Genomic DNA, 23,085 nt, shown 5'->3' with positions numbered 1-23,085 from the left:
TAAGATGAAAAAATTAAACGTAGGTATGATTGGCGGAGGCTTTATGGGTAAAGCGCATTCACTTGCATATGCAGGAATGCCAATGTTTTTCTGGCCGGCACCAGCAATTCCGCATCGCCATACAGTAGTAGATGTAAACGAACAATTAGCTAAAGATGCTGCAGCAAGATTGGGATTTGACAATTATTCTACAGATTGGAGAGCTGTTGTTAACGATCCAGAAATTGATGTTATTGATATTGTTACTCCAAATAATACGCATGCTGAAATCGCGATTGCAGCAGCAAAAGCTGGAAAACATATTATCTGTGAAAAACCATTGGCATTAGGTGCTGAACAAGCAAAGGAAATGCTAGAAGCGGTAAAAGCAGCAGGTGTAAAACATGCGGTTGCCTTCAACTACAGAAGAACACCAGCCGTTGCTCTTGCGAAAAAGTATATTGAAGAAGGAAGAATTGGAAAAGTTCTAAGCTTCCGCGGAACGTATTTACAAGACTGGTCTGCTGATCCAAATTCACCATTATCATGGCGCTTCCAAAAGAAAATCGCTGGTTCAGGTGCTCTAGGTGATATCGGAACACATGTGGTTGATTTTGCCCGTTACCTTGTTGGTGAAATTACAGATGTAAATGCGATGACAAAAACATGGATTCCAGAAAGACCAATTCAAACTGGCGGTATTGACAAATTAGGTACAGTGAAAAATGGCGGAAATGATGTACCGAAAGCTGCCGTTGATGTAGATGATGAATTTATTACGATGGTCAAGTTTGATAATGGTGCCATTGGAACGATTGAAGCAACACGTAATGCATGGGGCCGCAACAACTTCCTAACCTTTGAAATTCATGGTGAAAAAGGTTCTCTATACTTTAACTATGAGCGCCGTGACGAGCTTCAAGTTTGCTTCGCCGATGATCCAAGCGATGCAAAAGGCTTCAGAACGGTTTATACAGGACCTGCCACTCCATACGGTGAAGGATTATGGCCAATCCCTGCTCTAGGTATAGGTTACGGCGAAACAAAAATCATTGAAACATATGATTTGTTTAAAGCAATCGCTGAAGATACAGAGTTTTCACCAAACTTCAATGATGGATACCAAATAGAATTAATTGCAGATGCGATCCTTGAATCTGCTGAAAAAGAACAATGGGTTAATCTTGAAAAAACAGCAGCAGCTGTCAAATAAAAACGAAAAGAGGCTTCTCAATCGAGGAGCCTCTTTTGTAGAAATGAATAAAGGAATCTTAATAAATCCTAAATGGATTTTAGGTTCTTTTTAGTTAGCTACAGTAGAAAATCACTATTATAATGCGGAAAAGAGTGAATGGTTATGGAAGAAAAATGGTTAGTAGGTGTCGATATAGGCGGCACCACGATTAAAATGGCATTTATCAGTCTCAGTGGCGATATCCTTTATAGCTGGGAAATCGATACGGACAAAATGGATAGCGGTCGGCACATCCCCACTTCTATTGCAAAATCGATTGATCAAAAGTTAACCGAATTAAATCATACCAAAAATCAGCTAATCGGTATCGGAATCGGAGCGCCAGGTCCTGTTAATGCGGAGGACGGTTCCATTGAAGTGGCTGTAAACTTGGGCTGGGAGCACTTCCCTTTACAAGCTATTCTTGAGCGGGAAACATCCTTGCCAGTAGTTGTTGACAATGATGCCAATATTGCGGCAATCGGTGAAATGTGGAATGGCGCCGGCAAAGGAGCTAAAAACTTAATCTGTGTCACATTAGGAACTGGTGTAGGAGGCGGAATTATCGTCAATGGCGAGATTGTGCATGGTGTAAATGGAGCTGGTGGTGAAATTGGCCATATAACATCAGTTCCTAAAGACGGAGCACCTTGTAATTGCGGGAAATCGGGATGTTTGGAAACGGTAGCGTCCGCAACAGGAATTGTCCGCTTGGCAATAGAGGAATTAGCTTCTTCCAATTCTATAAGTCAATTACGAGACTATTATGAGAAGCATCAAACGATAACTGCCAAGCAAGTTTTTGATGCTGCAAACGAAGGGGATGAATTCGCCAAGCGAGTCATTCATCAGGTTGCCTACCATTTAGGATTGGCGCTGGCGAATTTGGCCAATGGCTTAAATCCTGAAAAAATTGTCATTGGAGGCGGCGTTTCAAAAGCAGGCGACACATTGTTGAAACCTTTAAAAGAAGAATTTTTTCCATTTGCTTTTCCAAGAGTGGCCCAAGGTATAGAGATTGTTACTGCCACACTAGGCAATGATGCAGGGGTAATTGGAGGAGCATGGTTGGCGAAAGAGAAACTAATTAATTAGTCTAAACTCCAATATGTCCAATGATTAGTCGGAATAAATGGGGGGTGGTTTTATTGAAATCAAAGGAAGAAACCCTTATAGATTTAAAAAGAGAATTACTTCGGATTGGTTCAACTAACCAGAGAGATTATAATTTGTTGAAGAGAAAAGGGCAAGTTTTAAGTACAACCATATGCCGTAGGTTAAAATTAAGTTGGCCTGAGGTTGTGAAAAAACTGGATGGTAAAGCAAATACTTCCCAGATTATTAGTAATGAATTATATTGATATGGATTAGTTTGGGGCGACGGATTGTCCCTTTTTTTTGCGACAGGGGGTTAAGGATATTTAATCAAACGTTTAATTAAGAAAAGCTCTGAGCAAATGTTGCCGAAGTTTGTAAGCTTATGCTGTTTACACACCGCAATCGCTTAACAGAGTTCTTAATGGTGACAGTTTTCCCTAATTATTTTAAAACGAATTTTGTATAATCTAATGGATACGGGTATAAAAGTGGTAAGTAAATCTAAAGAATTGTTATGACCGAATTTAGATTTGGAGTCCAATCTAACTCAGAGTCTTAAGGAGGATGCCCCACTATGAATTTTAAAATGCAAGACAAACAAAATTAACTAATAGAGTACAATGTCAAAAACTTTTTTCAAGTTTAAAGGTAACTCAAATACACTTTTTTATTTCCTTTTTTTACAAGTAACAATTAACCAAGTTTTAATGAAATAGACGCCATTTTCTTGATTCAGAAATGGGTATTAACTCGCTTCTTGGTCTGCATTGATGCATTCTGGCATTGAGTACAAATTAGAATTAACGTACTGATTCGCATTTACAGGCCGAGTGGGATAAAGCTATTAAGGCGAGTTCAGGGCCTCAGGAAAGAACATCCGATCTCCACCCGAACCAAAAGAATGGCGCCTATCTATTATATTTTTTTAAGCAACTCGAGGAAACGTTAGTTTTTTTGTAACTTCATCTTTGAAATTAAAAGTAGGATTGTCCCACTTGAACGGTGACTGATTTTTTAGCATCGCGAAAGCGATTTTTAAGAAGTTATTTCCCATAGCGATGTATATTTTACCTGCTTTTTTTCCTCTATCTTTTAATCCGGAATAAAAGGGTTTAAGAGCATTGTTGTGAGCAGAAAGGGAACGTCCAGCCATGTAAATCGCTCTTCGTAGATTTGAATTTCCTTGCTTGGAAATACGGCCATAATAGCCATCAGCCGTTAATAGTCCGATACCTGGAAACGTAGGAGAAGTAAACCATCTGTCTCAACAAAAATACGCTCGATTTCCTGATCATAGGTCTTAATGTTTTGGGTATGCCATTCGTAATAAGAGCAGTTTAATAAACTGGTCGGCAAACTGCGGTTAGATGCTCGTACTCGTTTAAATGAGCAAGGAATTCAAACCCTGTATCTTGTGTTTGGTGTGATCAATGGTGAGTATCATACATTTTGCGTGTTTAATTTCCTATGGTTTTATCCTTCTGTCAAGAACAATTTAACCAGTATTTTTACTTGCTAAGCCTTCTTTTTTAACGAACTGAATCTGTAATCGCTCTCTATCGTGGTTACAAATTTATTGCTACCAGCTTGCATACCAACAATAAAGAGAACACAGGCTCCTAAAACCAAAATAAGTATAGGTATAATCCAATTGTGAGTGACATCGTGTATAAATCCAAAAAGTGTCGGCCCTATTGCTGCTAATAAATAGCCAACTGCTTGAGCCATACCTGATAATTCAGCAGCTTGATGCGCGTTATGTGTACGCAGTACGAAAAACAGAGTAGCCAGACCAAATGCTGATCCTATTCCAACGCCAATTAATGTGACGGACAACGGTGCTAAAGAAGTAAATCCACTTAGAAGTCCGGCGTAACCAAAGAGTAAAAAGATTACAGAGAGCCCTACTAGCCCACGTTGATTAGAAAAGCGTCCAGCCAGAATTGACACAATTAACGTGGCTGGAAGGCTTGCAAATTGTGTTAATGATAGCAGCCATCCTGCTCCAGATGCGCTAATACCTTGTTGATGAAGAATGGAAGGGAGCCAAGTTACCACAACATAAAAGGCTGTAGATTGTAAACCCATGAACAAAGTGACGTTCCATGCAAGACGAGAATGCCATAAAGATCCTCCTGTATCTAGAGAACTTGTTGTCTGGTGGTGAACACGTAGTTGAGGGATCCAGAAAACAATGGAAACGATAGAAAGAAGGAACCAACAAGCAAGAGCACCTCTCCATCCGAGTTGTAGCCCTTCTGTGATTGGAATAGTAATCCCCGAAGCAACAGCTGCCCACAAATTCATAGACACGGCGTATATACCTGTCACAATACCGACTTTATTGGAAAATTCTCGTTTAATCAAACTGGGTAAAAGCACATTGCATACTGCAATCGCTATACCAAGCACAGCTGTCCCAATAAACAATGTAGATATGTAAGGTAAAGAGCGTATTATTATCCCTGCTACTAGCAAAAGCAAGGCTCCAAATAGTGTATATTCTAATCCAAAACGACGAGAAATTTTAGGAGCAAGTGGTGAAAAAAAAGCAAACGAAAGTAATGGTAAAGTAGTCAACATGCCTGCTATTGTATGGGACATTCCTGTATCCTGGCGAATCGTTTCAATGATGGGTCCTACACTTGTAAGAGGGGCTCTAAGATTAGCTCCTGCAAATATGATTCCCAAGAGGAGTACCCAAATTCCCATGGGAGCAAAAACGCGCTTTTTAGTGATGTTACCTTTTGAAATCATGGAATTCTCCTTTACCTTTCCTGGTTAAATACAAGCAGGATTGAGTGTATATTTTATCAGATTCTATTGATTCTCTATATTTCATTTCATTATTTTGCAAAACACAAAAATAAGCTGTTAAGGAGATTCTTCCCAACAGCTTGAAAGAATAAATGGATGTCAGTTTCAACCCCTGATGCGAAGTTTCATAACACTAAGACTAGGGAGAAATATTTACTTCCTCAGCCTACATTTGTACCATAATTCTATTATCTTCTACTGATACTTCGTAGATTTTCACCTTGTACTTTGGATCCCCAAGACACTCACCATTATGTATGTTAAACTCCCATCCATGCCAAGGGCAGAGTAATACCTCACCTTCCATGCCGTAAATGTATTCATGTGGTTTGGAAGGCATGGTCGTTCCTGAAAAGGTACCTTTGCACAACTCAGCTTGTTCATGGGGGCATACATTCCGAATGGCATGATATTGGCTACCATCATAATAAATGCCGATACTACGTCCATTGACTTTCACAATTTTACAACTGCCAACTTCAATATCCCCAACCTCAGCTACTACATGTTTAGGTTTTACTTTTTGAAGAGCTTCCGCCATGTCGATTGTCCTCCTTGTTCACTTTATTTGCCATCTATATGATACAATTCAGCAGCGTTTTCGTATGCTACTCGTCTACGCATCACTTCTGGTAGTTTACTAAGTACAAATTTTGGATCATCATTGTCCCAATGCGGATAATCTGTTGCAAACATGACTGTTTTTTCTGCTCGCATAAACTGAAGCATCTGGATCATTTCTTGAAAGTTTTCGGGTTCTTCAATAGGCTGTGTCGTAAAGCGGTAATGATCTATGATGTATTCACTTGGTTTACGCTTCAACCAAGGAACTTCTTTTCGCATGGCAATATAGTTCTTATCCATCCTCCACATTAGAGAAGGTAACCATCCTAATCCACCTTCTACTGCAACCACCTTCAACGTCGGGAATCTTTCAAAAACACCTTCACAAACAATACTGTTTAATTGTGACATTTGGTGAATCGGCAATATGTTGTGTCGTTCTAAATTTGTTGTCGGTTGTCCTACAGCTGAGATAGGAGGAGAATTAATTCCTTCACCCTCTCCTCCACTATGGAGAGCGATTACCAAATTATTTCGCACAGCAGCCTCGTAAATAGGGTAAAACCATCTTTGACCATAAGGTTGGCTTGACGCTGGACTAATCACTACTTGACACACTTTTGGGTGCGATCCGAGGCGATCAATTTCTTTTGCTGCCAATATCGGGTCTTGAGTTGCGATAACGATCGATGCTAACCAGCGATCATCATGAGAGATCCAATTATCCATGGTCCAATCATTAAATGCTGTAGCTACAGCAGCAGCATAATCCGGGTTATTATGTGTGGAAATTGTTAGAAGACTGCCAGTAAGAATACCTTTGCTTATATTATATCGATCTAGGAAGTCTTTTTTTGCATATTCAGGGTCTGACCCTGGTGTCAGTCCATTTCCAGGTGATGCATCTCTCCGAGTCAATGGGATTGGTCTCCAAACGAGTGATGGAAACGTACCACCTGGCTCCTTTAGTCGATCCCACCATACCCTAGGCATATAAGGCTTTAATTCCTCATAGCTGTTTAATGTTTGATGGACGTCACAATCAATAATGCCGTAATCAACTCCCGGTTTCGATGGCTTCGTTTTCGTAGATGCCTCCATACTTTCATTACCTCCATTTTATTTTGTAGACTGGCTCGATCGGTCTCATTGCTGGACCGATCGGACCTATTGCCCCCAAGCATTCAGTGCGGTTTAAAATGAGTATTCTTGTACTAGTAGTTTGAGAGATTCAAAAAAAGATAATTATCTACCCAAAATATAGGTGCTTATCGATAATCTATGTTATAAATCTATATTTCTGCCATCGCGCATTGCGAAAAGAGAAACGAGAGAAATAACACCCGCAATCATCAGATACAACGCGATAGGGACCCAAGAGTCGTTAAAAGCGTTTAACAATGCAAGTGCAACCAAAGGAGCTGTACCTCCAAACACCGCTGCACCAATCTGATTACCGACAGAAATACCTGTCATACGTACATTTGTACTAAAAACTTCCGAGAACATTGTTCCCATTACAGCCTCAATCGGAGCCCAAATAATTCCGATTGCAATAACGGTAGCAACCGTTAACCATAGGGCAGACTTAAGAGTTAACAGATAATAGTACGGGAAGGCAAATACAATCAACCCAATTGTTCCGGCCATATATACAGCTTTTCTGCCCACTTTGTCTGACAGTTTCCCCATCAAAGGGACCATGATAATCGTTACTAAATTAGCAATTGCAACTGCATTCAGCACTGTCGACGTTTCATAACCAAGATATCCAGTTGCGTAAGCGATAATAAAAGTTGCGAAGATGTAATATGGTCCTGTTTCTACAAATTTAGCTCCTACAGTAATTAACACTGCCTTCCAGTGATAACGGAAAGTATCCACGATTGGGAGTTTAGAAATGTTACCGCTTTCTTTTGCCTTTTTAAAACTCGGCGTTTCATCAATACCGTTACGAATCCAAAGGCCAATGAAAATCAATATAGTACTTAGGAGAAACGGCAGGCGCCATCCCCATGCTAGAAATTGTCCTTCTGGCAGCTTATTTAGCAATGAGATGGACATTACTCCAAGCAGCATTCCGACTGGTACTCCGAGTTGTGGGATACTGCCATAAAACCCGCGGTTTCCTTTTTTTGAATATTCAACCGCCAATAGTACAGAACCGCCCCACTCCCCGCCAATTCCAAGCCCTTGGCACAAGCGCAGAGTAATAAGTAAAATTGGAGCCCAAATCCCAATAGCGTTGTAATTTGGTAATAAACCAATCAAAAAGGTAGCTCCACCCATCAAGGATAAAGTTAGTATCAGCGTTTTCTTTCTCCCAATTTTATCGCCAATATGACTAAAAATAACTCCACCTAATGGGCGAATGAAAAATGAAAGGCCAAACGATAGATAGGAAAGCATTAACCCAACTACAGGATCGTGACTCGGAAAAAATAGTTTATTAAATACCAGAGAAGCCATTGACCCATAAAGAAAAAAGTCAAACCACTCAATTGAACTTCCAACCATACTGGCTAATAAAGCCCTGTTTGTTCCTTTCTTAGAAACTTCTTTTGTAGAAATTTCTTTCTGAACAACCTCAGTCGCACGAGCTTGTGACATGTACATTCCTCCTCTATAAATGTTGTTAACATTTTTACAATGAAAATAGTGTTAAATAGTTAAAGGACATGATAGCTACAAATATTTCGTATATTTTTTCGTGTTGAAAGGAAAAGAACTTCCCCTCTGAAAAAAAGTAGTAATTAATATTCTCTTGGAGGAATGTCATGATGGTCGTATTACCTAATATTAAATAATAATTTCATAGAATCGCTTGATTAAGAGGTTTTATCAGACAAAAGTAAGCGTTCGCATTCTAATTAAAGGCATTCCTGCCTTTTTTGACCCAGCAACATTCTATTATGTATAGCCTATTGGGAAAGTTGAAGGTCGTATCCTAATGCACTGTTTACCGTAGAGATTGTGGCAAGTAGATGTTTAACCAACTCTTTCTGTTTAGACAAAATCCTAACTGTTGGTCCACATATACTTATGGCAGCAATAATTTTGCCCTGACGTGAAAAAACAGGAGCAGCTACACACGATACACCACTTTCAAATGTTTCATACGACAAATAATAACCTTTAAGCCTTATCTGTTCCAATTCCTCACGAATTTTGTTTGGATCAACAGTCGTATGAGGAGAAGAAGGCTCCAATTTTGCAGTCGATAGATAGTTTTCAACCAGTGTTTGGTCACTGTAAGCTAATAACACTTTACCTAATCCTGTCGAATGAGGAGGTGAGGTTAAAGATAAATGGAATTGCAATCTCAAGCCAGACTCTTGATTCATGATTCGTTCCAATAGAACAACAACATTCGAATCCATTACCCCAAGGTGAACCAGTTCTTTAGTGGTAGATGATAATTCAACAAGATATGGATGGGCTATTTTCCGAATATCCAGTCTGTTTTCAAATGCAGTGGCCAACTCTAAACAGGATAACCCTAGCTTATACTTTCCTGTATCGCTATCCTGAGCAATAAAACCTTTGTCTTTTAAAGCATCTAACAATTTGGATAAATAACTTTTTTTGAGGTCAAGTCTTTCAGCCATTTCTCCCAAACTACAAACCTCGTGTTTTCTAAAAAACAATAAGATATCTAATGCATGGGAAACATTTCCATAGGATGCACGCTTGTTTTCCGTCACATATATCACCTCCTCAACAATTATTTTAGTGAATGGCGTTATCCATTTTCCACTGGGTAAATCGTAAATTAAAAAAAATAAAAAATCAAGTGTATTTTCTGAGATTTGTGATTATTTGCATAACTACTCGATGGGAGTTTTCAACAGCAAGGACTGTACAAATGCGATTGTTGCAGGGGTTATGACCTATACAAATTATGAAAAAAGGACAACTTCCAAAAGGGAAATTGTCCTACAACATGGGCTTTTTCAGCCAATATTTAATTTTTTTCATTGGAAGGTGATATTCTCTTTTCGTATGTTCTCCCGTGTCACTTCCAAAAATGCGCTTAAAGCAGGGGACATCCATTTGTCTTTGTGCCAAACTAATTGGGTGACGATCGGAAAGTCAGATCCAACCCATTTGAGTTCCGCAAGTCGACCCTGAGCCACTTCTGTCTCCACTGCAATCTTCGGCAGAGCCGCTATTCCAATACCTGCCATAACACATTTTTTAATGGCTTCTACATCCCCAAGTTCAAGTTTGCTTAATGGTTGTACACCAGCCTCCGTCAGTGATTCTTCAAATAAACGACGGTAATCGCATTCCTCTGTCACAAGTAGTGGCTGACCATTTAAGTCTAAAGCCGTTACTTTCTGCTTTTGGGCTAAAAAGTGATCTGGATGACTTACAATCACAATAGGCTCTGCAACTAGCGGTTCAACAATTAGGTTATCCGAAACAATAGGAGTCATAGATATTAACACTGCATCTAAAGCACCTTTAGCAAGAAGTCCACCGAAGTCCGCTTCAGATATTCCAGGACGAAAAACAAGTTGTACTTTTGGAAAACTATTTTGAAATTGTCTCAACAATGAGGGTAAACGATATGTGCACTGTGTTTCCGAAGCACATATGGTCAGTGTCCCGCTTGGCTCAACATTTTCTCCGACAATCATCTTTGCCTCTTCAGCAACCCCAAGAATCTTATCCGCATATAACTTAAAACGGTGACCTGCTTGACTTAAGATCACCCTTTTTCCTAATCGTTCGAACAGTGGAACACCAAGCTCGTCTTCAAGTGACTTAATTTGTGCAGTGATGCTTGATTGGGCAAAACAAAGAATTTCCGCGGTACGTGTAAAATTCAGTTCTTGGGCTGCAGTTTGAAAAATCATCAACTGTTTCAGTTCCATGGCTACCTCCTAAATCGGTTTTAACGATGATAATAATCAGAATATTCGTGTAGACCGATTATATCATTTCTTGTATGCTGTTTGTAAGCGTAAGCACTAAATTGCGAGAAGATTATCTATATTTTTAACATTTTTACTTTTGTAAGGTCTTTTCCTTGCTGCATCACGTCGAAATGGGCTATGAATCTAAAAGTAGAGAGGAAGTTAACTAGACATGTCAATGAGTTATAAGTATTTTATGCCAACCCGAGTGGAGTGCGGAAACGGGATATCAGAAAAAACGGGAGAAATGGTAAAGGAATTAGGTGTTACTAGCGTTCTTATCGTAACGGATAAAGGGGTTAGGGCAGCCAATCTTTTAGAAGGAATTGAGAAATCTCTCCTGGCTGCGAACTTGTGCTATGACATCTATGATGAAGTAGAACCAAACCCATCAGCTGAAACAATACATAGAGGAACTGATTATATCAAGCAACTTAATCATGGTGCTGTGTTAGCTATAGGTGGTGGAAGCAGCATTGACACTGCAAAGGGAATAGCCGCGATGGCTACCAACCCCGGCCATATATTGGAGTATGAAGGGGTGGGCAAAATTAAGAGGCCGCCACTTCCAATTATCGCAATACCAACTACGGCAGGAACAGGGAGCGAAACTACGAATTCCACTATTGTAACCAACAGAGAAACTCACTTTAAATTAGCAGTCCTTAGCCCGATGTTATTTCCAACCTTGGCCATACTTGATCCAACTCTTACTTTGAACCTACCACAAGAAATCACAGCCGCGACGGGTATGGATGCATTAACCCATGCAATAGAATCCTATACATCCAAAGCAGCGAGCCCAGTGAGTCAGGGATTCGCGATGCAGGCGATTAAAATGATTGGCGAAAATTTAACCAAATCTTACTTCGTAGGAACGGATATCGAAAGCAGGGAAAAAATGCTGGTAGCCTCTATGATGGCTGGAGTAGCGTTTTCCCAATCACGCTTAGGGAATGTTCATGCTATCTCTCATACGTTTGGCGGGGTCTTTAACATTCCGCATGGTATCGCAAATGCAGCGCTATTGCCTTTTGTCATGAAATTTAACTTACCAGCATGTGCCGATAAATATAAAGATATCGCGATCGCTTTAGGAAAGGATGTTCGTGGTTTATCCACATTAGAGGGCGCTGGAAAAGCAATAGAATCTGTTATTGAAATGAATCAAGCCATGAAAATTCCTTTAAATATTAAGGATTTGGGCGTCTCATTAGAATACTTGTCTAAATTAGTGGAAGATTCAATGAGGAGCGGTAACGTCCTCATTAACCCTAGACTGACAAAACCTGCTGATATTAAACTGATCATTGAAAATGCTTATTATGGTAATTTAGAAGAGTTTCAAAAAGATATAAACAATAAGGAAGATACATTAGTATTGGCATAAGGCTTATATAATCAGTCGATCATTTAAACTTTTGGCAAAACTGATTTTCAAATCCATTAACGAAGAGAAGGAGATTAAAAATGGTGAATATTATTGCAAACAGTGTATTAACCTATAAAAACTTTATTAAAGGAGAATGGACTGAGTCATCGGCAAACGAAGTGAATGGCAGCATAAACCCGGCAAACAAAAATGAAATCGTCGGCTACGTGCAGTCTTCCTCCCAAGAGGATGTGGATGCAGCCGTAGCAGCGGCTAAACAGGCGCAAAAAGCATGGCGAGAACTTTCTGGAACAGCAAGAGGCGACTATTTATATAAAGCAGCCAATATTATGGAAGACCGCCTTGATGAGATTGCAGAAACAATGACAAAAGAAATGGGAAAAACATTCGCAGAGGCAAAAGGGGAAACGGCCCGTGGGGCAGCTATTCTTCGCTATTATGCCGGCGAAGGGATGAGAAAAATCGGTGACGTTATTCCATCTACTGATAGTGAAGCGCTCATGTTTACCACACGTGTACCTCTCGGTGTGGTCGGTGTTATCTCACCTTGGAACTTTCCAGTAGCTATTCCGATTTGGAAGATGGCCCCGGCACTTATCTACGGAAACACGGTTGTGCTGAAACCAGCTCAGGAAACTGCTGTTACTGCTGCTAAAGTAATCGAGTGTTTTGCTGAAGCGGGTATCCCGGCAGGGGTTGTAAATCTAGTCACAGGTAAGGGAAGCGTTGTTGGTCAGAGGATAATTGAACATCCTGATATAAATGGCATCACTTTTACAGGGTCCAACACTGTAGGTAAAATGGTTGGACAAGGAGCTCTTGCCCGCGGAGCAAAATACCAACTCGAAATGGGTGGTAAGAATCCTGTTATTATTGCAAATGATGCGGATCTTGATCTTGCTGTGGAAGGCACGATTAGCGGGGGCCTAAGGTCGACCGGACAGAAATGTACGGCAACAAGCCGCGTTTTCGTACAGACTGACGTGTATGATGAGTTTAAGGAAAAGCTGTTGGAAAAGGTAAGTGCACTAAAAGTTGGATGCGGAATGCAAGGGGAAACGTGGATGGGACCGTGCGCTAGTGAGAATCAATTAAATACGGTCCTATCATACATTCAAAAAGGGAAGGAAGAAGGAGCGACCCTCCTATATGGCGGCGAAAGACCAGCAGAAAACGGAACGGAAAACGGTTTCTTCGTACAGCCTACGGTGTTCGAAAATGTCACAAATGACATGATTATCGCACGTGAAGAAATATTTGGACCTGTTCTTGCACTAATTAAAGTCGATACCCTTGAGGAAGCTTTAGAACTATCAAACGATACAGAGTTTGGCCTGAGCGCATCTATCTACACGAAAAATATCAGCAACATGTTCTCTTTCATTAACGATATGGAAGCTGGACTTGTAAGAGTAAATGCAGAAACAGCAGGTGTTGAACTTCAAGCTCCATTTGGCGGAATGAAGCAATCCAGTTCTCATTCGCGGGAACAGGGTCAGGCTGCGATCGAATTCTTTACTTCTATTAAAACGGTGTTTGTAAAAGCATAATCATTAGTTAAATAGAAGTCCCTCGTTTTTTTGCGAGGGACTTCTATTTATCAAGTATGTGGACATATATAAAATGAAAAATGAGGAAGAATAAGGAGAGCGTACATATGAATTTAAATTTGCAAGGAAAAAACGCTATAGTAATCGCTTCAAGTCAGGGCCTTGGAAAAGCCATCGCCGCACAGTTAGTAGAAGAAGGAGTAAACGTGGTGATTTCGAGCCGTGAAGAGAGAAAGCTGCAAAAAGTACAGGAAGAATTACATCAGCTAGGGAAAGGCAGGGTGGCCTATCATCGCGCCGATATTACGAATATAGAAGATATCCATTCATTGGTACAGTTCACCCGAGAAACGTTTGGGAAAATTGATATTTTAATTAACAATGCTGGTGGTCCTCCCGGAGGGAAATTTGAACAGATTTCTGATGAAGATTGGCAGAAATCATTCGAATTGAATCTCTTTAGCTACATTAGGATTATTCGTGAAGTGCTGCCTGACATGAAGAAGGGGGGAGGAAGAATTATTAATATTGCTTCCACGTCAATTAAACAGCCAATTCCAGGCCTCATTCTTTCCAATACATTCCGTCTAGGAATTGTAGGACTGACTAAAACGCTTTCTGAAGAACTTGCACCTTACAATATCTTAATAAATACAGTTGCACCTGGCAGAATCCAAACAGACAGAACTACTCATCTTGATCAACTGAATGCTGATAAGCTGGGGATTTCCTTAGAAGCAGCAGAGAATCAGTCTAAAAGGACTATTCCTCTAGGAAGGTATGGGACACCCGAGGAATTCGCCAAAGTTGTAACTTTTCTTGTATCAGATGCAAGTACATATATTACCGGTAGTTCTATACTTGTAGACGGTGGGATGGTTACGTCCATTTAGTTGAGCGTTTAGAAAAGATTGGATAATATACTGATAATTTAGTCTCTTCAAAAAAGATTTTTGCTTGTTCAAAATCCGCTGTTTGCATTAAGCCTTTTTAGTTTTTGGGGGAGTAACTGCGTCCGGCACATAATTTAAAAGGTAAAAGTTTCCAACTTATAGTAAAACAGCAGAAAATGCAAAAACAGAGGGGTAAATACCATCCCTTCTGTGGAATTTTAATTTGGTGATTTTAGGAAGTTATAACCGGCCTTGACATTTTTTCTTAACAAACAAAAAGAACTTGAAAAATGCAGTCATAAAGTTGCTAGTGTTACGTCTCAGTTCTAAAAGAGTTAATTTTTGCGTCCAAGGCTCTCATCCATTCTGGGTTGGGGGTCAGGTCCTCTAAGGGCCTTAAGTCAAAAAAAGAAATTAGGTACATTTTCCGTTTCCAACATCACATGAGCTAGTTTTTTCAACTGCATGAAAAGAAGCTTTTTCCAAAACAGATAGGGGTTCTTGTGAAAATACTCACTTAAACTATAGGGTGCTTTTGTTGAAATTCATATTAAAATTTAGTCCTTCTTCTAGGGGTTTTTATTTTGCCACAAAATATTCAAATATCTAGATAGGATACTATGTTATGGGCTTGAATCTTTAAAGAGAGGAGAGAAGTGATTTTTATTTATATTCTGTTGCTGTGATGGATTACAGAGGCTTGGGATTGGTTTTGGTATTATCGGCACGGGAAAGTGAAAATCCAAGTTTATAAATACGGAAATGCATACAAAGCATGGGGCATCATCTGGAAAGGTAGCAGTCTGGAATTGTTACTGGAGCACTCCAGAACAAGCTAGGGAAATGGCAGAGTTTAGAATGAAACAGGCTTTGGAAGAAATTTTAGATATCCCTCCTCACTAGTGTTGCATTAATTTAAATTAACTATTAAAAACATTCAAAATGTTCAATTTTGTTATTTTACGCAAAGAAAAAGTCCTTTATAATGAAAAAGTTAGGTGGTAACCCGTCCAAATCCACTAAAAAGGACCAATCTCATGGACAAGATTACACGAAAAACTTCGTTTGGACAATGGTTTTCACCAATAAATCTTCAATTATTTGAAGAAAACGTGAAAATGCTGGAATTAGATTCCTACACGAACGACAGAGTCGTTTCTGAAATTACTACTTTTTGCGCAGCTACAAGAAATCGAACGTCTTCATGCACTGGGCGATTGTCTTTTCGATGACCTGCTTCAAAAGGGCATCGATCTTGATTCTATTAGTATTTCCCGGCTGTCGCGCCGATTAAATGGTTTGAATCCAGATCTATTCCAAACTCTTATTCTAGATTTAGTGTCACAAATTCATGTCAAAACCCACTATACAAAACTCGTGATGCCGTTAAAAATCATCGATTCAAGCACATTGCCACTCAATTTGACAAATCATAAATGGGCAAAATTCCGTAAAACAAAGGCGGGAGTCAAGTTGGATCTTCGTCTTGTTTTTATGGAAAAAGGTACTTCCTATCCTGAAAAAGCCGTTATGACAACTGCAAAAGAACATGACCGTGGCCAGCTTGAAATCATGGTGGATGATAAAGAATGCATGTATGTGTTTGACCGCGGTTACCTAGATTACGAGCGCTTTGATCGCATGACGGATGAGGGGTGCTTTTTTCTTTCAAGGCTACGGAAAAACGCTGTTATACGGGAAGTTTACAACTTTAAACTTCCTGAAAATACAGACGTTTTATCGGATCAAATGGTTTTAATTGGTACGACACAGAACCGTGCAAAAAATTATTTTCGCCTATTAAAGGTCTTGGATTCAACAGGATGAACTCCATTTAATCACAAATCGTTTTGATTTGAGCGCCGAAGAAATTTCAGAAATGTACAAATCACTCTGGGCAATAGAATTGTTTTCAAATGGATAAAACAACATCTCAGCATCAAAAAATTCTACGGTCAAAGTGAATGGGCGATTCAAAATCAAGTGTTTATTGCGTTAATCGTTTTTTTGTCTACATGTTCTCGTTCAAATAGAGACGAAAAGTAAGCGAAAAACCTTACAAATTAGCCATTATCTAAGGGATGCTTTGTGGAAACCAGCGAATATCTGGCTTTGAAAAATTGAAGGAAAAGCCATTCCTTGATAAGCGAAATGTCGTCGGCACACAGGTCTAATTGTAAATAAATTTCCAAATGTATGGAGCCACCTTTGATTAGGTATTTACCTTTTTGGCTCTAAACAGGAAAGATAATTAAACTGAAAATTGTGACATCGTTTATGCAACACTAGTGATTAATGGACAAAAAAAATCTGCAGACATTTTAAAATATGATCTGCAGATCTTGTCGGTAACAATAGAGCGGGCACCTATTAGAAATGGAAACATTTTGGTCTCGAACTAAAAATAACTACCGAAAATAATAAATAACTTAATTTTATTAAATTTCTGTAAAACCTTCTAAAAATAAGGATTTCCAATAACTAATGATATTTAAAAATAACTAGAAATAACACCTTTCCTCTAACTTCAAATTGCTTGAGGCCTGCGTGCTAGGTCTGGTGGGTTCGATTCCCACGCAGTCCCGCAAAAAAATCCTACAGCTGCAAGGGTTTGTGATAAATTTTGACCTTTGTATTCACTAAAACTTAATAGGGATTTCCTACACAGTTTTCTGCCAGTTTCACGAAAGACTGTTTGAGACTGAGTTAAAAAACTGATTAGGACTTATCAAGAAACTGTTCGATTCGTAGCTCACTTAATATTAATTAAGGGGGCTTTTTGTATTCACAGAAAAATTAATAGGAAGTTAAAATTGGAAATGTTTTTAGCGAATGTTAATGTTAGTCAAGACTCCTATATTGTCGGTAAAGTGTGAGAATTTTCTACCATTTATTAAGGAAATAAGTTCCAGTAATTATTTTGCTATGATATAATGATGGTAAGTTTAATATATAATGCATAATTTTGTGTAACTTTAGTAAGTTTTTTTGGGTTATGCTGACTTAAGTAGGGAGGATTACATATGTTTGAAAACCTTTTAACTATTTCTGACGCTGCAAAGCTCTTGGGAGTGTCCCCAAGTACATTAAGGCGGTTAGAGAAGAATGGAAATATTGAAGAATATGGTTTAAAGGTTATTTATACCCCTGGAGGACAAAGACGTTATATTCTTGATGAGGTTCAACAGCTTTACTCTAATCAAGGGTTTTCAGGACAAACTGGATTTGGTATAAAACCAGCTCTATTAATTCGTGATTTAACTATAGCATTTACCGAATCCCATTCTCAATTATCTATTAAAATGGATAATCAAATCGCTGCTACCCAACAACTTATTGAAGAAGCACTTACCGATAAAATTCCGATTATCTTTAGTAAAACCATTTATGAATCAGAAAATAAGGTTTCTAGACTGTGGTGTGAGAAATTTCCGTCTCTTCAAATTTTAGACCGCGAAAGTACATGGGTCAACATTCATCCAGATTTAGCTGACTATCCCTATGATATGGTTAATGCAACAGTATATATATCTACTTTGTACGATAATCAAGTAGATGATTACCTGCAAAAAAGAGAAATTGATACAGTAATATTAGCTGGAACTACTACAAGTGGAAGTATTAGAGCAACCGCTGTCGATGCCCTTCAAAGAGGTTACAGAGTTATCATTCCTAAAGAGGCTGTAGGAGATCGAAATCAAACCTTACAGAACTCAACATTAGTAGACTTAAACGCAAGATATGCCGATGTAATGAATCTGGAAAAGGTTCTTAAAGGCATGAAACTATAAGTAGGGCAGTTGAATTAAAACCATGATTATTTTTGATAATCATGGTTTTTTTTATTTTTAGAAAAATTTAATAAATTTGAATATTGACACTAATAGCACTGTAAGTTACAATAAATTTGTGGAAGCTTTGATAAGTTTAGTAGCTTGAGGTAACTTTTGAGAAAGTATACAACTTTGGTAACTTCAATCTATTGGTTGTAACAAATTTTCTATTATTTTAAGGAGGAGTAAAGATGGAAAATACTCAGGTAGTATCAAAGTTTTTGAAAACAGGTGAGATGTTCAAGGAAAGTCTTCGTGATGGTCGGACGGTGTATTATAAGGGTGAAAAAATTCAAGATGTGACCATTCATCCAGCTACTAGTGGCGGTATCAATATAATGTCCAAGATCTTTGATGCCCAGCATAACTCAGAAACCCAAGATAAGCTCACATATATCAGTGAGGAGTCAGGTGAAAGAGTAAGTAAAGCTTGGATGATTCCCAGAACGAAGGAAGACCTTAAGAGCCGCCGAGAATTAACTGACTTTGTAGCTCAGGAAACCTTCGGGGTGTTTGGCAGACCGTTCGATTTAGCACCACTCGTTCCTGTAGGGATGGCAGCACATCTTTCCAAATTCCGCAGTAAAAGACCAGAATATGCTGAAAATGTACTTCACTATATCGACTATGCCCAAAAGAATAACTTGATGGGACCTGAAGTACTAGTGGATCCTCAAAATGATCGTTCCAAAGCAGCAGCTGCTGGTGCCCGTCTATTCGATGTCGAATTAGGAGGCCAAATTAAAGGAGGCGACTCCACACCGGCTTTGCTCAGGGTAGTGAAAGAGACCGAAGAGGGGATCTACATTAGCGGAGCAAAGGCAGTAGGTTCTATTTCTTCTCAAGGAAACGAAATGATTCTCTCCAACCTTATGCGCCCGGGGCTTTTACCGGAAGAATCTCTTTGGTTAGCTGTTCCTATAAATGCACCGGGCATTCACATTGTCTGCCGTGAATCAGTCTCAACCGATTCAATTAGTTCTTATGATCACCCGGTTAAATCACGCGGAGAAGAAATGGATTCTTTCTTGATTTTTGATAACGTTTTTGTGGAAAAGTGGAGAATTTTCAACTATGGTGTCCCAGAACTCAATGAATTGTACGGAGGCGTTGTATTAGGAGTACACTGGCACGTGCTCTCCCGTTTAGCTACTAAAGCTGAATTGTACGCTGGGGCTGCCCAGCTTATCGTAGATGCACTTGGAACAGGGAAAATTCCAGGCGTCCGTTCAATCGTATCGGAAGTCATTCAATATGCTCAAACGTTAAGAGCCTATGTTTTAGCCTCTGAGGAATTAGCTAAACTGACTGAAGATGGTGTTATGTGGCCGGATGTCAATATGCTTACTGCCGGACGTCTTTATGGAATCACACATTATCCGCAAATTATTCATCATCTCCAGGAATTATGCGGACAAGGATTGGTCATGAGATTTTCTGAAAAAGACTATGATCATCCGTTTATTGGAGGAAAATTAGAGGAACTTCTCTTTGGACGCGATTTAACTTCCAAACAGAAAAACTTGTTGATGAACTTCATTTGGGATATTACCACTGATTCCCACGCAGGCCGCATCGGTCTATTTGAAAACGTCAATGCGTTGCCAGCACCACTGCTTCGTGAGCGTCTGTATCATGAATATGACCGAACACCTTTTATGACCCATATTCGTAAATCGATTGGACTTCCTTTGTAGGTATCGTTTATAAGAATAATAGCTTGATAGGTTATATCTATTTAGGAGGCGTGCAAATTGAAAAAAAACTATCGAATAGGACTCGTTGTTCCTAGTTCAAATACAACGATGGAAACAGAAATTCCAGCAATGCTTCGATGGAGAGAACAAGTTGACCCGAATTTGTCGTTTACTTTTCATTCAAGCAGGATGCGAATGAAAAATGTTACAAAAGAGGAATTAAAAGCAATGGATGTAGAAAGTGACCGCTGTGCTGTCGAACTTTCAGATGCCAGATGTGATGTTCTTGCGTATGCATGTCTTGTTGCTATTATGTGCCAGGGGCCAGGGTATCATATGGAATCTGAACAGCGCTTATTTAATGCAACAATAGAAAATGGAGCAGCTACTCCGGTTATTAGCAGTGCGGGTGCATTGGTAGAGGGCATTAAAACATTAGGAGCACAAAAAGTCGCGATAATAACACCTTATATGAAGCCATTAACGAACCAGGTGATTGACTATATTGAGGCTAGTGGAATACAAGTGACAGATTCTATTAGTTTGGAAATCCCTGATAATTTGGAAGTTGGACGTCAAGACCCTATGCGTTTGGTGGAGATTGTTAAAAATTTAGATATTAGCCAAGCTGATGCTGTTGTATTATCTGCTTGCGTTCAAATGCCTTCATTAGAAGCTATTCAAATAGTTGAGAATGAAATCGGAAAACCTGTGCTTTCAGCAGCTGTGGCAACAGTATATAACATTCTTAAAACTCTTAATTTACAGCCTTATGTACCAAATGCAGGAAAGTTGCTATCAGGGGATATTCTCTCTAAATTTCCAATTCAGGAGGGGAACTATAATGGATGAAATAAAGGATAAATTTCGGGAGTCCATGGGCCGACTCGCTACTGGAGTAACAATTGTCATGACTGAAATTGATGGCCGGCCTTGGGGCTTAACGGTAAGTGCGTGTTGTTCACTATCAATGGAGCCACCTCTTATTTTAATAAGCCTGGCAACTAAAGCAGCTAGTACACACGCGATAATTAATAACGAACGTTTTAGTGTAAGTGTTCTAGCCGAAGATCAAATTGAAGTAGCGAAATCTGGAGCTAAAGCAGGAGCACCAAAGTTTTTTGAGGAGTTTGTAGAAAGTAAAGGCAATTTTAATTATGATGTCAAAAATGCTCTAGCCAATATTCATTGTAAAGTTGAACAAACAGTCACTGCCGGTGATCATACCATTTTTATAGGGTTCGTTGAAAATGTAGTACTGGGTGAAGCTAAGTCACCATTGCTTCATTTTAATAGACAATTTGGAGAATTTAATACAGCTGTAAAGAGCTAAATCAAGTGAATGACTTTCCAAGATTGGTATATTACCAATCTTGGAGGGTTATGAAGGGAGAGTTGTTGTGGTGCATGTTAAAGGTGATGAGGCTTTCTTTAAAGAAAGAGGATTTGGAAAATTATTAGGTTTTGGTAAGAAACCTGGTTTGATAGTTGTGGATATGATTAAAGGATTTACTGATTCTAGTATGCCTATGGGCTCAGATTTAACCCCGCAAATTAAAAAAGTAAATGAGCTTTTGAATATTATGCACAGAACGGATCTGCCAGTATTCTTTACTACCATTTCTTATGATGATGATACATTTGCAGATTCAGGAATTTGGTACCAAAAAATGGAGGGGTTAAAAACTTTAAGAGCAGGGACCGATGCTGTAAATGTGGATCCCCGTTTAGATTTTCGTTATGGTGACGGCTTAATTGTTAAGAAATATGCATCAGCTTTTTTTGGGACCGATTTAATTGCACGTCTGAATGCACAGAATGTTGATACTGTAATAATTGTTGGTTGTACTACATGTGGCTGTGTTCGTGCCACAGCTGTTGATGCGCTGCAATACGGATACAGACCAATTGTTGTTGAGGATGCTGTAGGGGATCGTTCTTTAGCATCCCATGAACAAAGCCTTTTTGATATGCGCCAAAAATATGCCGACGTATTAAAAACCGAGGAAGTCATTACATCTGTTTCTTCTAAATATGGTAAGGATTCATTAACAGCCTTAATAAATGAATAAATTTTCCAATCAGTGCCTTTAAGCCTTAAAAGATTTGATATCACACATCGTTTGAAGGAAAAATACGGGCCAGGTGAGACTCCCTTACAACTGCAACACATGGAATATTGAGGAGGGATAATGCTGAAATATTTTAAAAATCTATTCAACCCACATTTAAAAGAATTAGAACATGGCTCATATATTACGATTGGTTCCTTTGATGGCGTTCATAAAGGCCATCAACAATTAATTTCAAACATTGTAATAGAGGGGAAAAAAAGTAACTATCCCACTATAGTCATAACATTTGACCCTCTTCCGAAATCTTTTTTTAGTCATAATGATTTACAATCTTCACGTATAACTAGTTCGCACACCAGAGCAGAGAGAATTGCTGCTCTGGGAGTCGATATCCTCATTGAATATACTTTTGATAATAACTTTTCAACAATTAGCTCCGATGAATTTATTCATAACGTTCTTTTGGGTCTAAACCCTAAAAAATTTTTTGTAGGAAAAGACTTTAGGTTTGGCTATAAAGGTTCAGGAAACCCCGAAGTTTTAAAACAAACAGGTTCAAGATTGGGATTTGAGACAGAAATAGTCGAATTTACCGATTTAGCTAATGAGCGAATCTCTAGCACTAGAGTGCGTCATGCGGTAAATAATGGTGATCTTAAGCTCGCCTATGACCTTATGGGTAAAAAACATGAATTGTGTGGCAGGATTGTAAGGACAATGAATGATTTTAAAGGATTATTTGTCCCCGATTCTGCCCTTATTCTGCCGCCTGTAGGGGAATATTGGGTCAATATGAAAAATTCTACTAACAAATACTTTACTAAAGCTATAATTCTCAATACCAATAAATCTATTGAAATTGATTTAGACAATGCTATGATTAATAGTTTTTCTAAAGATAAAGTTATTGTACAGTTTCTGCAGTCTGTGACAACAATAGTTCCTGAGGAAATTGAATTAGAAATAGATAACCAGCGTCATTCTATATTAAGTTAAATTGTTATCTTAAATATATTATATTGTTTAATAT

The 23,085-nt window shown here is 38.9% G+C and carries 20 protein-coding genes and 1 pseudogene; 14 read left to right on the top strand and 7 right to left on the bottom strand.

The window, feature by feature from the left end; genetic code table 11:
• The first annotated feature begins 4 nt into the window (after positions 1-4).
• The 3 genes from AB7942_RS04755 (at position 5) to AB7942_RS04745 (ending at position 2,574) form a co-directional block, all read left to right on the top strand.
• A complete protein-coding gene (locus AB7942_RS04755; RefSeq protein ID WP_335400667.1) occupies positions 5-1,192 on the top strand; it encodes a levoglucosan dehydrogenase in 1,188 nt (395 codons plus the stop codon).
• A 144-nt stretch (positions 1,193-1,336) separates the two neighbouring features.
• The gene (locus AB7942_RS04750; protein WP_369446003.1) at positions 1,337-2,308 is read left to right on the top strand and encodes an ROK family glucokinase; all 972 of its coding nucleotides are present in this window, start codon (positions 1,337-1,339) and stop codon (positions 2,306-2,308) included.
• A gap of 53 nt (positions 2,309-2,361) precedes the next feature.
• Complete coding sequence (locus AB7942_RS04745; RefSeq protein WP_369446002.1) at positions 2,362-2,574, top strand: hypothetical protein; 213 nt, start codon at positions 2,362-2,364, stop codon at positions 2,572-2,574.
• Positions 2,575-3,236: 662 nt separating this feature from the next.
• Here AB7942_RS04745 and AB7942_RS04740 read toward each other — a convergent pair.
• Positions 3,237-3,470, bottom strand: coding sequence for a hypothetical protein (locus tag AB7942_RS04740; RefSeq protein ID WP_369446136.1), 234 nt, complete (start codon positions 3,468-3,470; stop codon positions 3,237-3,239).
• A gap of 186 nt (positions 3,471-3,656) precedes the next feature.
• Here AB7942_RS04740 and AB7942_RS04735 point away from each other — a divergent pair, with 186 nt between their 5' ends.
• Positions 3,657-3,830: a hypothetical protein gene (locus AB7942_RS04735; protein ID WP_369446135.1), complete on the top strand. Its 174-nt coding sequence runs from the start codon at positions 3,657-3,659 to the stop codon at positions 3,828-3,830.
• Here the strand turns inward: AB7942_RS04735 and AB7942_RS04730 are convergent.
• From AB7942_RS04730 to AB7942_RS04705, 6 genes are all read right to left on the bottom strand, one after another.
• Complete coding sequence (locus tag AB7942_RS04730) at positions 3,827-5,068, bottom strand: CynX/NimT family MFS transporter (RefSeq protein WP_369446001.1); 1,242 nt, start codon at positions 5,066-5,068, stop codon at positions 3,827-3,829. The two genes, AB7942_RS04735 and AB7942_RS04730, sit on opposite strands and share 4 nt — an antisense overlap.
• Before the next feature lie 226 nt (positions 5,069-5,294).
• The gene (locus AB7942_RS04725) at positions 5,295-5,669 is read right to left on the bottom strand and encodes a Rieske (2Fe-2S) protein (protein ID WP_369446000.1); all 375 of its coding nucleotides are present in this window, start codon (positions 5,667-5,669) and stop codon (positions 5,295-5,297) included.
• Between the two features lie 23 nt (positions 5,670-5,692).
• On the bottom strand, positions 5,693-6,793 hold the full coding sequence (locus tag AB7942_RS04720; RefSeq protein ID WP_369445999.1) for an amidohydrolase family protein: 1,101 nt from the start codon (positions 6,791-6,793) through the stop codon (positions 5,693-5,695).
• Between the two features lie 183 nt (positions 6,794-6,976).
• Positions 6,977-8,302, bottom strand: a complete 1,326-nt coding sequence (locus AB7942_RS04715) for an MFS transporter (RefSeq protein ID WP_369445998.1) — start codon at positions 8,300-8,302, stop codon at positions 6,977-6,979.
• A gap of 311 nt (positions 8,303-8,613) precedes the next feature.
• On the bottom strand, positions 8,614-9,396 hold the full coding sequence (locus tag AB7942_RS04710; RefSeq protein ID WP_369445997.1) for an IclR family transcriptional regulator: 783 nt from the start codon (positions 9,394-9,396) through the stop codon (positions 8,614-8,616).
• A gap of 270 nt (positions 9,397-9,666) precedes the next feature.
• Positions 9,667-10,572, bottom strand: a complete 906-nt coding sequence (locus AB7942_RS04705; protein WP_369445996.1) for a LysR family transcriptional regulator — start codon at positions 10,570-10,572, stop codon at positions 9,667-9,669.
• A 214-nt stretch (positions 10,573-10,786) separates the two neighbouring features.
• Between AB7942_RS04705 and AB7942_RS04700 the strand changes: the two genes are divergently transcribed.
• The 10 genes and pseudogenes from AB7942_RS04700 (at position 10,787) to AB7942_RS04655 (ending at position 23,051) form a co-directional block, all read left to right on the top strand.
• Complete coding sequence (locus AB7942_RS04700) at positions 10,787-12,004, top strand: iron-containing alcohol dehydrogenase (RefSeq protein ID WP_369445995.1); 1,218 nt, start codon at positions 10,787-10,789, stop codon at positions 12,002-12,004.
• A gap of 80 nt (positions 12,005-12,084) precedes the next feature.
• Entirely contained in the window at positions 12,085-13,557 is a 1,473-nt protein-coding gene (gene gucD, locus AB7942_RS04695) for an alpha-ketoglutaric semialdehyde dehydrogenase GucD (protein ID WP_369445994.1), read from the top strand.
• Positions 13,558-13,664: 107 nt separating this feature from the next.
• Positions 13,665-14,450, top strand: a complete 786-nt coding sequence (locus AB7942_RS04690) for an SDR family oxidoreductase (RefSeq protein WP_369445993.1) — start codon at positions 13,665-13,667, stop codon at positions 14,448-14,450.
• Between the two features lie 1,037 nt (positions 14,451-15,487).
• A pseudogene (locus AB7942_RS04685) lies at positions 15,488-16,566 on the top strand (IS4 family transposase).
• A 907-nt stretch (positions 16,567-17,473) separates the two neighbouring features.
• On the top strand, positions 17,474-18,241 hold the full coding sequence (locus AB7942_RS04680; RefSeq protein ID WP_369445992.1) for an isochorismatase family protein: 768 nt from the start codon (positions 17,474-17,476) through the stop codon (positions 18,239-18,241).
• Between the two features lie 233 nt (positions 18,242-18,474).
• On the top strand, positions 18,475-19,980 hold the full coding sequence (locus AB7942_RS04675; RefSeq protein WP_369445991.1) for a 4-hydroxyphenylacetate 3-hydroxylase N-terminal domain-containing protein: 1,506 nt from the start codon (positions 18,475-18,477) through the stop codon (positions 19,978-19,980).
• Between the two features lie 57 nt (positions 19,981-20,037).
• Positions 20,038-20,832, top strand: a complete 795-nt coding sequence (locus tag AB7942_RS04670) for a maleate cis-trans isomerase family protein (RefSeq protein WP_369445990.1) — start codon at positions 20,038-20,040, stop codon at positions 20,830-20,832.
• A complete protein-coding gene (locus AB7942_RS04665) occupies positions 20,825-21,313 on the top strand; it encodes a flavin reductase family protein (RefSeq protein WP_179195884.1) in 489 nt (162 codons plus the stop codon). Before AB7942_RS04670 ends, AB7942_RS04665 begins: the two co-directional genes overlap by 8 nt.
• Positions 21,314-21,380: 67 nt before the next feature.
• Positions 21,381-22,052, top strand: a complete 672-nt coding sequence (locus tag AB7942_RS04660; protein ID WP_369445989.1) for an isochorismatase family protein — start codon at positions 21,381-21,383, stop codon at positions 22,050-22,052.
• 120 nt (positions 22,053-22,172) lie between these two features.
• Positions 22,173-23,051 (top strand): hypothetical protein, encoded by an 879-nt coding sequence (locus tag AB7942_RS04655; protein ID WP_369445988.1) that lies wholly within the window; start codon positions 22,173-22,175, stop codon positions 23,049-23,051.
• The last annotated feature ends 34 nt before the right edge of the window (positions 23,052-23,085 follow it).

It is taken from the genome of Neobacillus sp. BF23-41 (genome assembly GCF_041106275.1).
Note: the sequence above shows the minus strand (reverse complement) of the source record. Positions and strands in the feature narration are given on the sequence as shown.

What these genes read in the sequence shown, in the direction of transcription:
- AB7942_RS04755 (WP_335400667.1), top strand. Translation starts at nt 5, where the DNA reads ATGAAAAAATTAAACGTAGGTATGATTGGCGGAGGCTTTATGGGTAAA.
- AB7942_RS04750 (WP_369446003.1), top strand. Translation starts at nt 1,337, where the DNA reads ATGGAAGAAAAATGGTTAGTAGGTGTCGATATAGGCGGCACCACGATT.
- AB7942_RS04730 (WP_369446001.1), bottom strand. Translation starts at nt 5,068, where the DNA reads ATGATTTCAAAAGGTAACATCACTAAAAAGCGCGTTTTTGCTCCCATG.
- AB7942_RS04725 (WP_369446000.1), bottom strand. Translation starts at nt 5,669, where the DNA reads ATGGCGGAAGCTCTTCAAAAAGTAAAACCTAAACATGTAGTAGCTGAG.
- AB7942_RS04720 (WP_369445999.1), bottom strand. Translation starts at nt 6,793, where the DNA reads ATGGAGGCATCTACGAAAACGAAGCCATCGAAACCGGGAGTTGATTAC.
- AB7942_RS04715 (WP_369445998.1), bottom strand. Translation starts at nt 8,302, where the DNA reads ATGTCACAAGCTCGTGCGACTGAGGTTGTTCAGAAAGAAATTTCTACA.
- AB7942_RS04705 (WP_369445996.1), bottom strand. Translation starts at nt 10,572, where the DNA reads ATGGAACTGAAACAGTTGATGATTTTTCAAACTGCAGCCCAAGAACTG.
- AB7942_RS04700 (WP_369445995.1), top strand. Translation starts at nt 10,787, where the DNA reads ATGTCAATGAGTTATAAGTATTTTATGCCAACCCGAGTGGAGTGCGGA.
- gucD (WP_369445994.1), top strand. Translation starts at nt 12,085, where the DNA reads ATGGTGAATATTATTGCAAACAGTGTATTAACCTATAAAAACTTTATT.
- AB7942_RS04690 (WP_369445993.1), top strand. Translation starts at nt 13,665, where the DNA reads ATGAATTTAAATTTGCAAGGAAAAAACGCTATAGTAATCGCTTCAAGT.
- AB7942_RS04680 (WP_369445992.1), top strand. Translation starts at nt 17,474, where the DNA reads ATGTTTGAAAACCTTTTAACTATTTCTGACGCTGCAAAGCTCTTGGGA.
- AB7942_RS04675 (WP_369445991.1), top strand. Translation starts at nt 18,475, where the DNA reads ATGGAAAATACTCAGGTAGTATCAAAGTTTTTGAAAACAGGTGAGATG.
- AB7942_RS04665 (WP_179195884.1), top strand. Translation starts at nt 20,825, where the DNA reads ATGGATGAAATAAAGGATAAATTTCGGGAGTCCATGGGCCGACTCGCT.
- AB7942_RS04655 (WP_369445988.1), top strand. Translation starts at nt 22,173, where the DNA reads ATGCTGAAATATTTTAAAAATCTATTCAACCCACATTTAAAAGAATTA.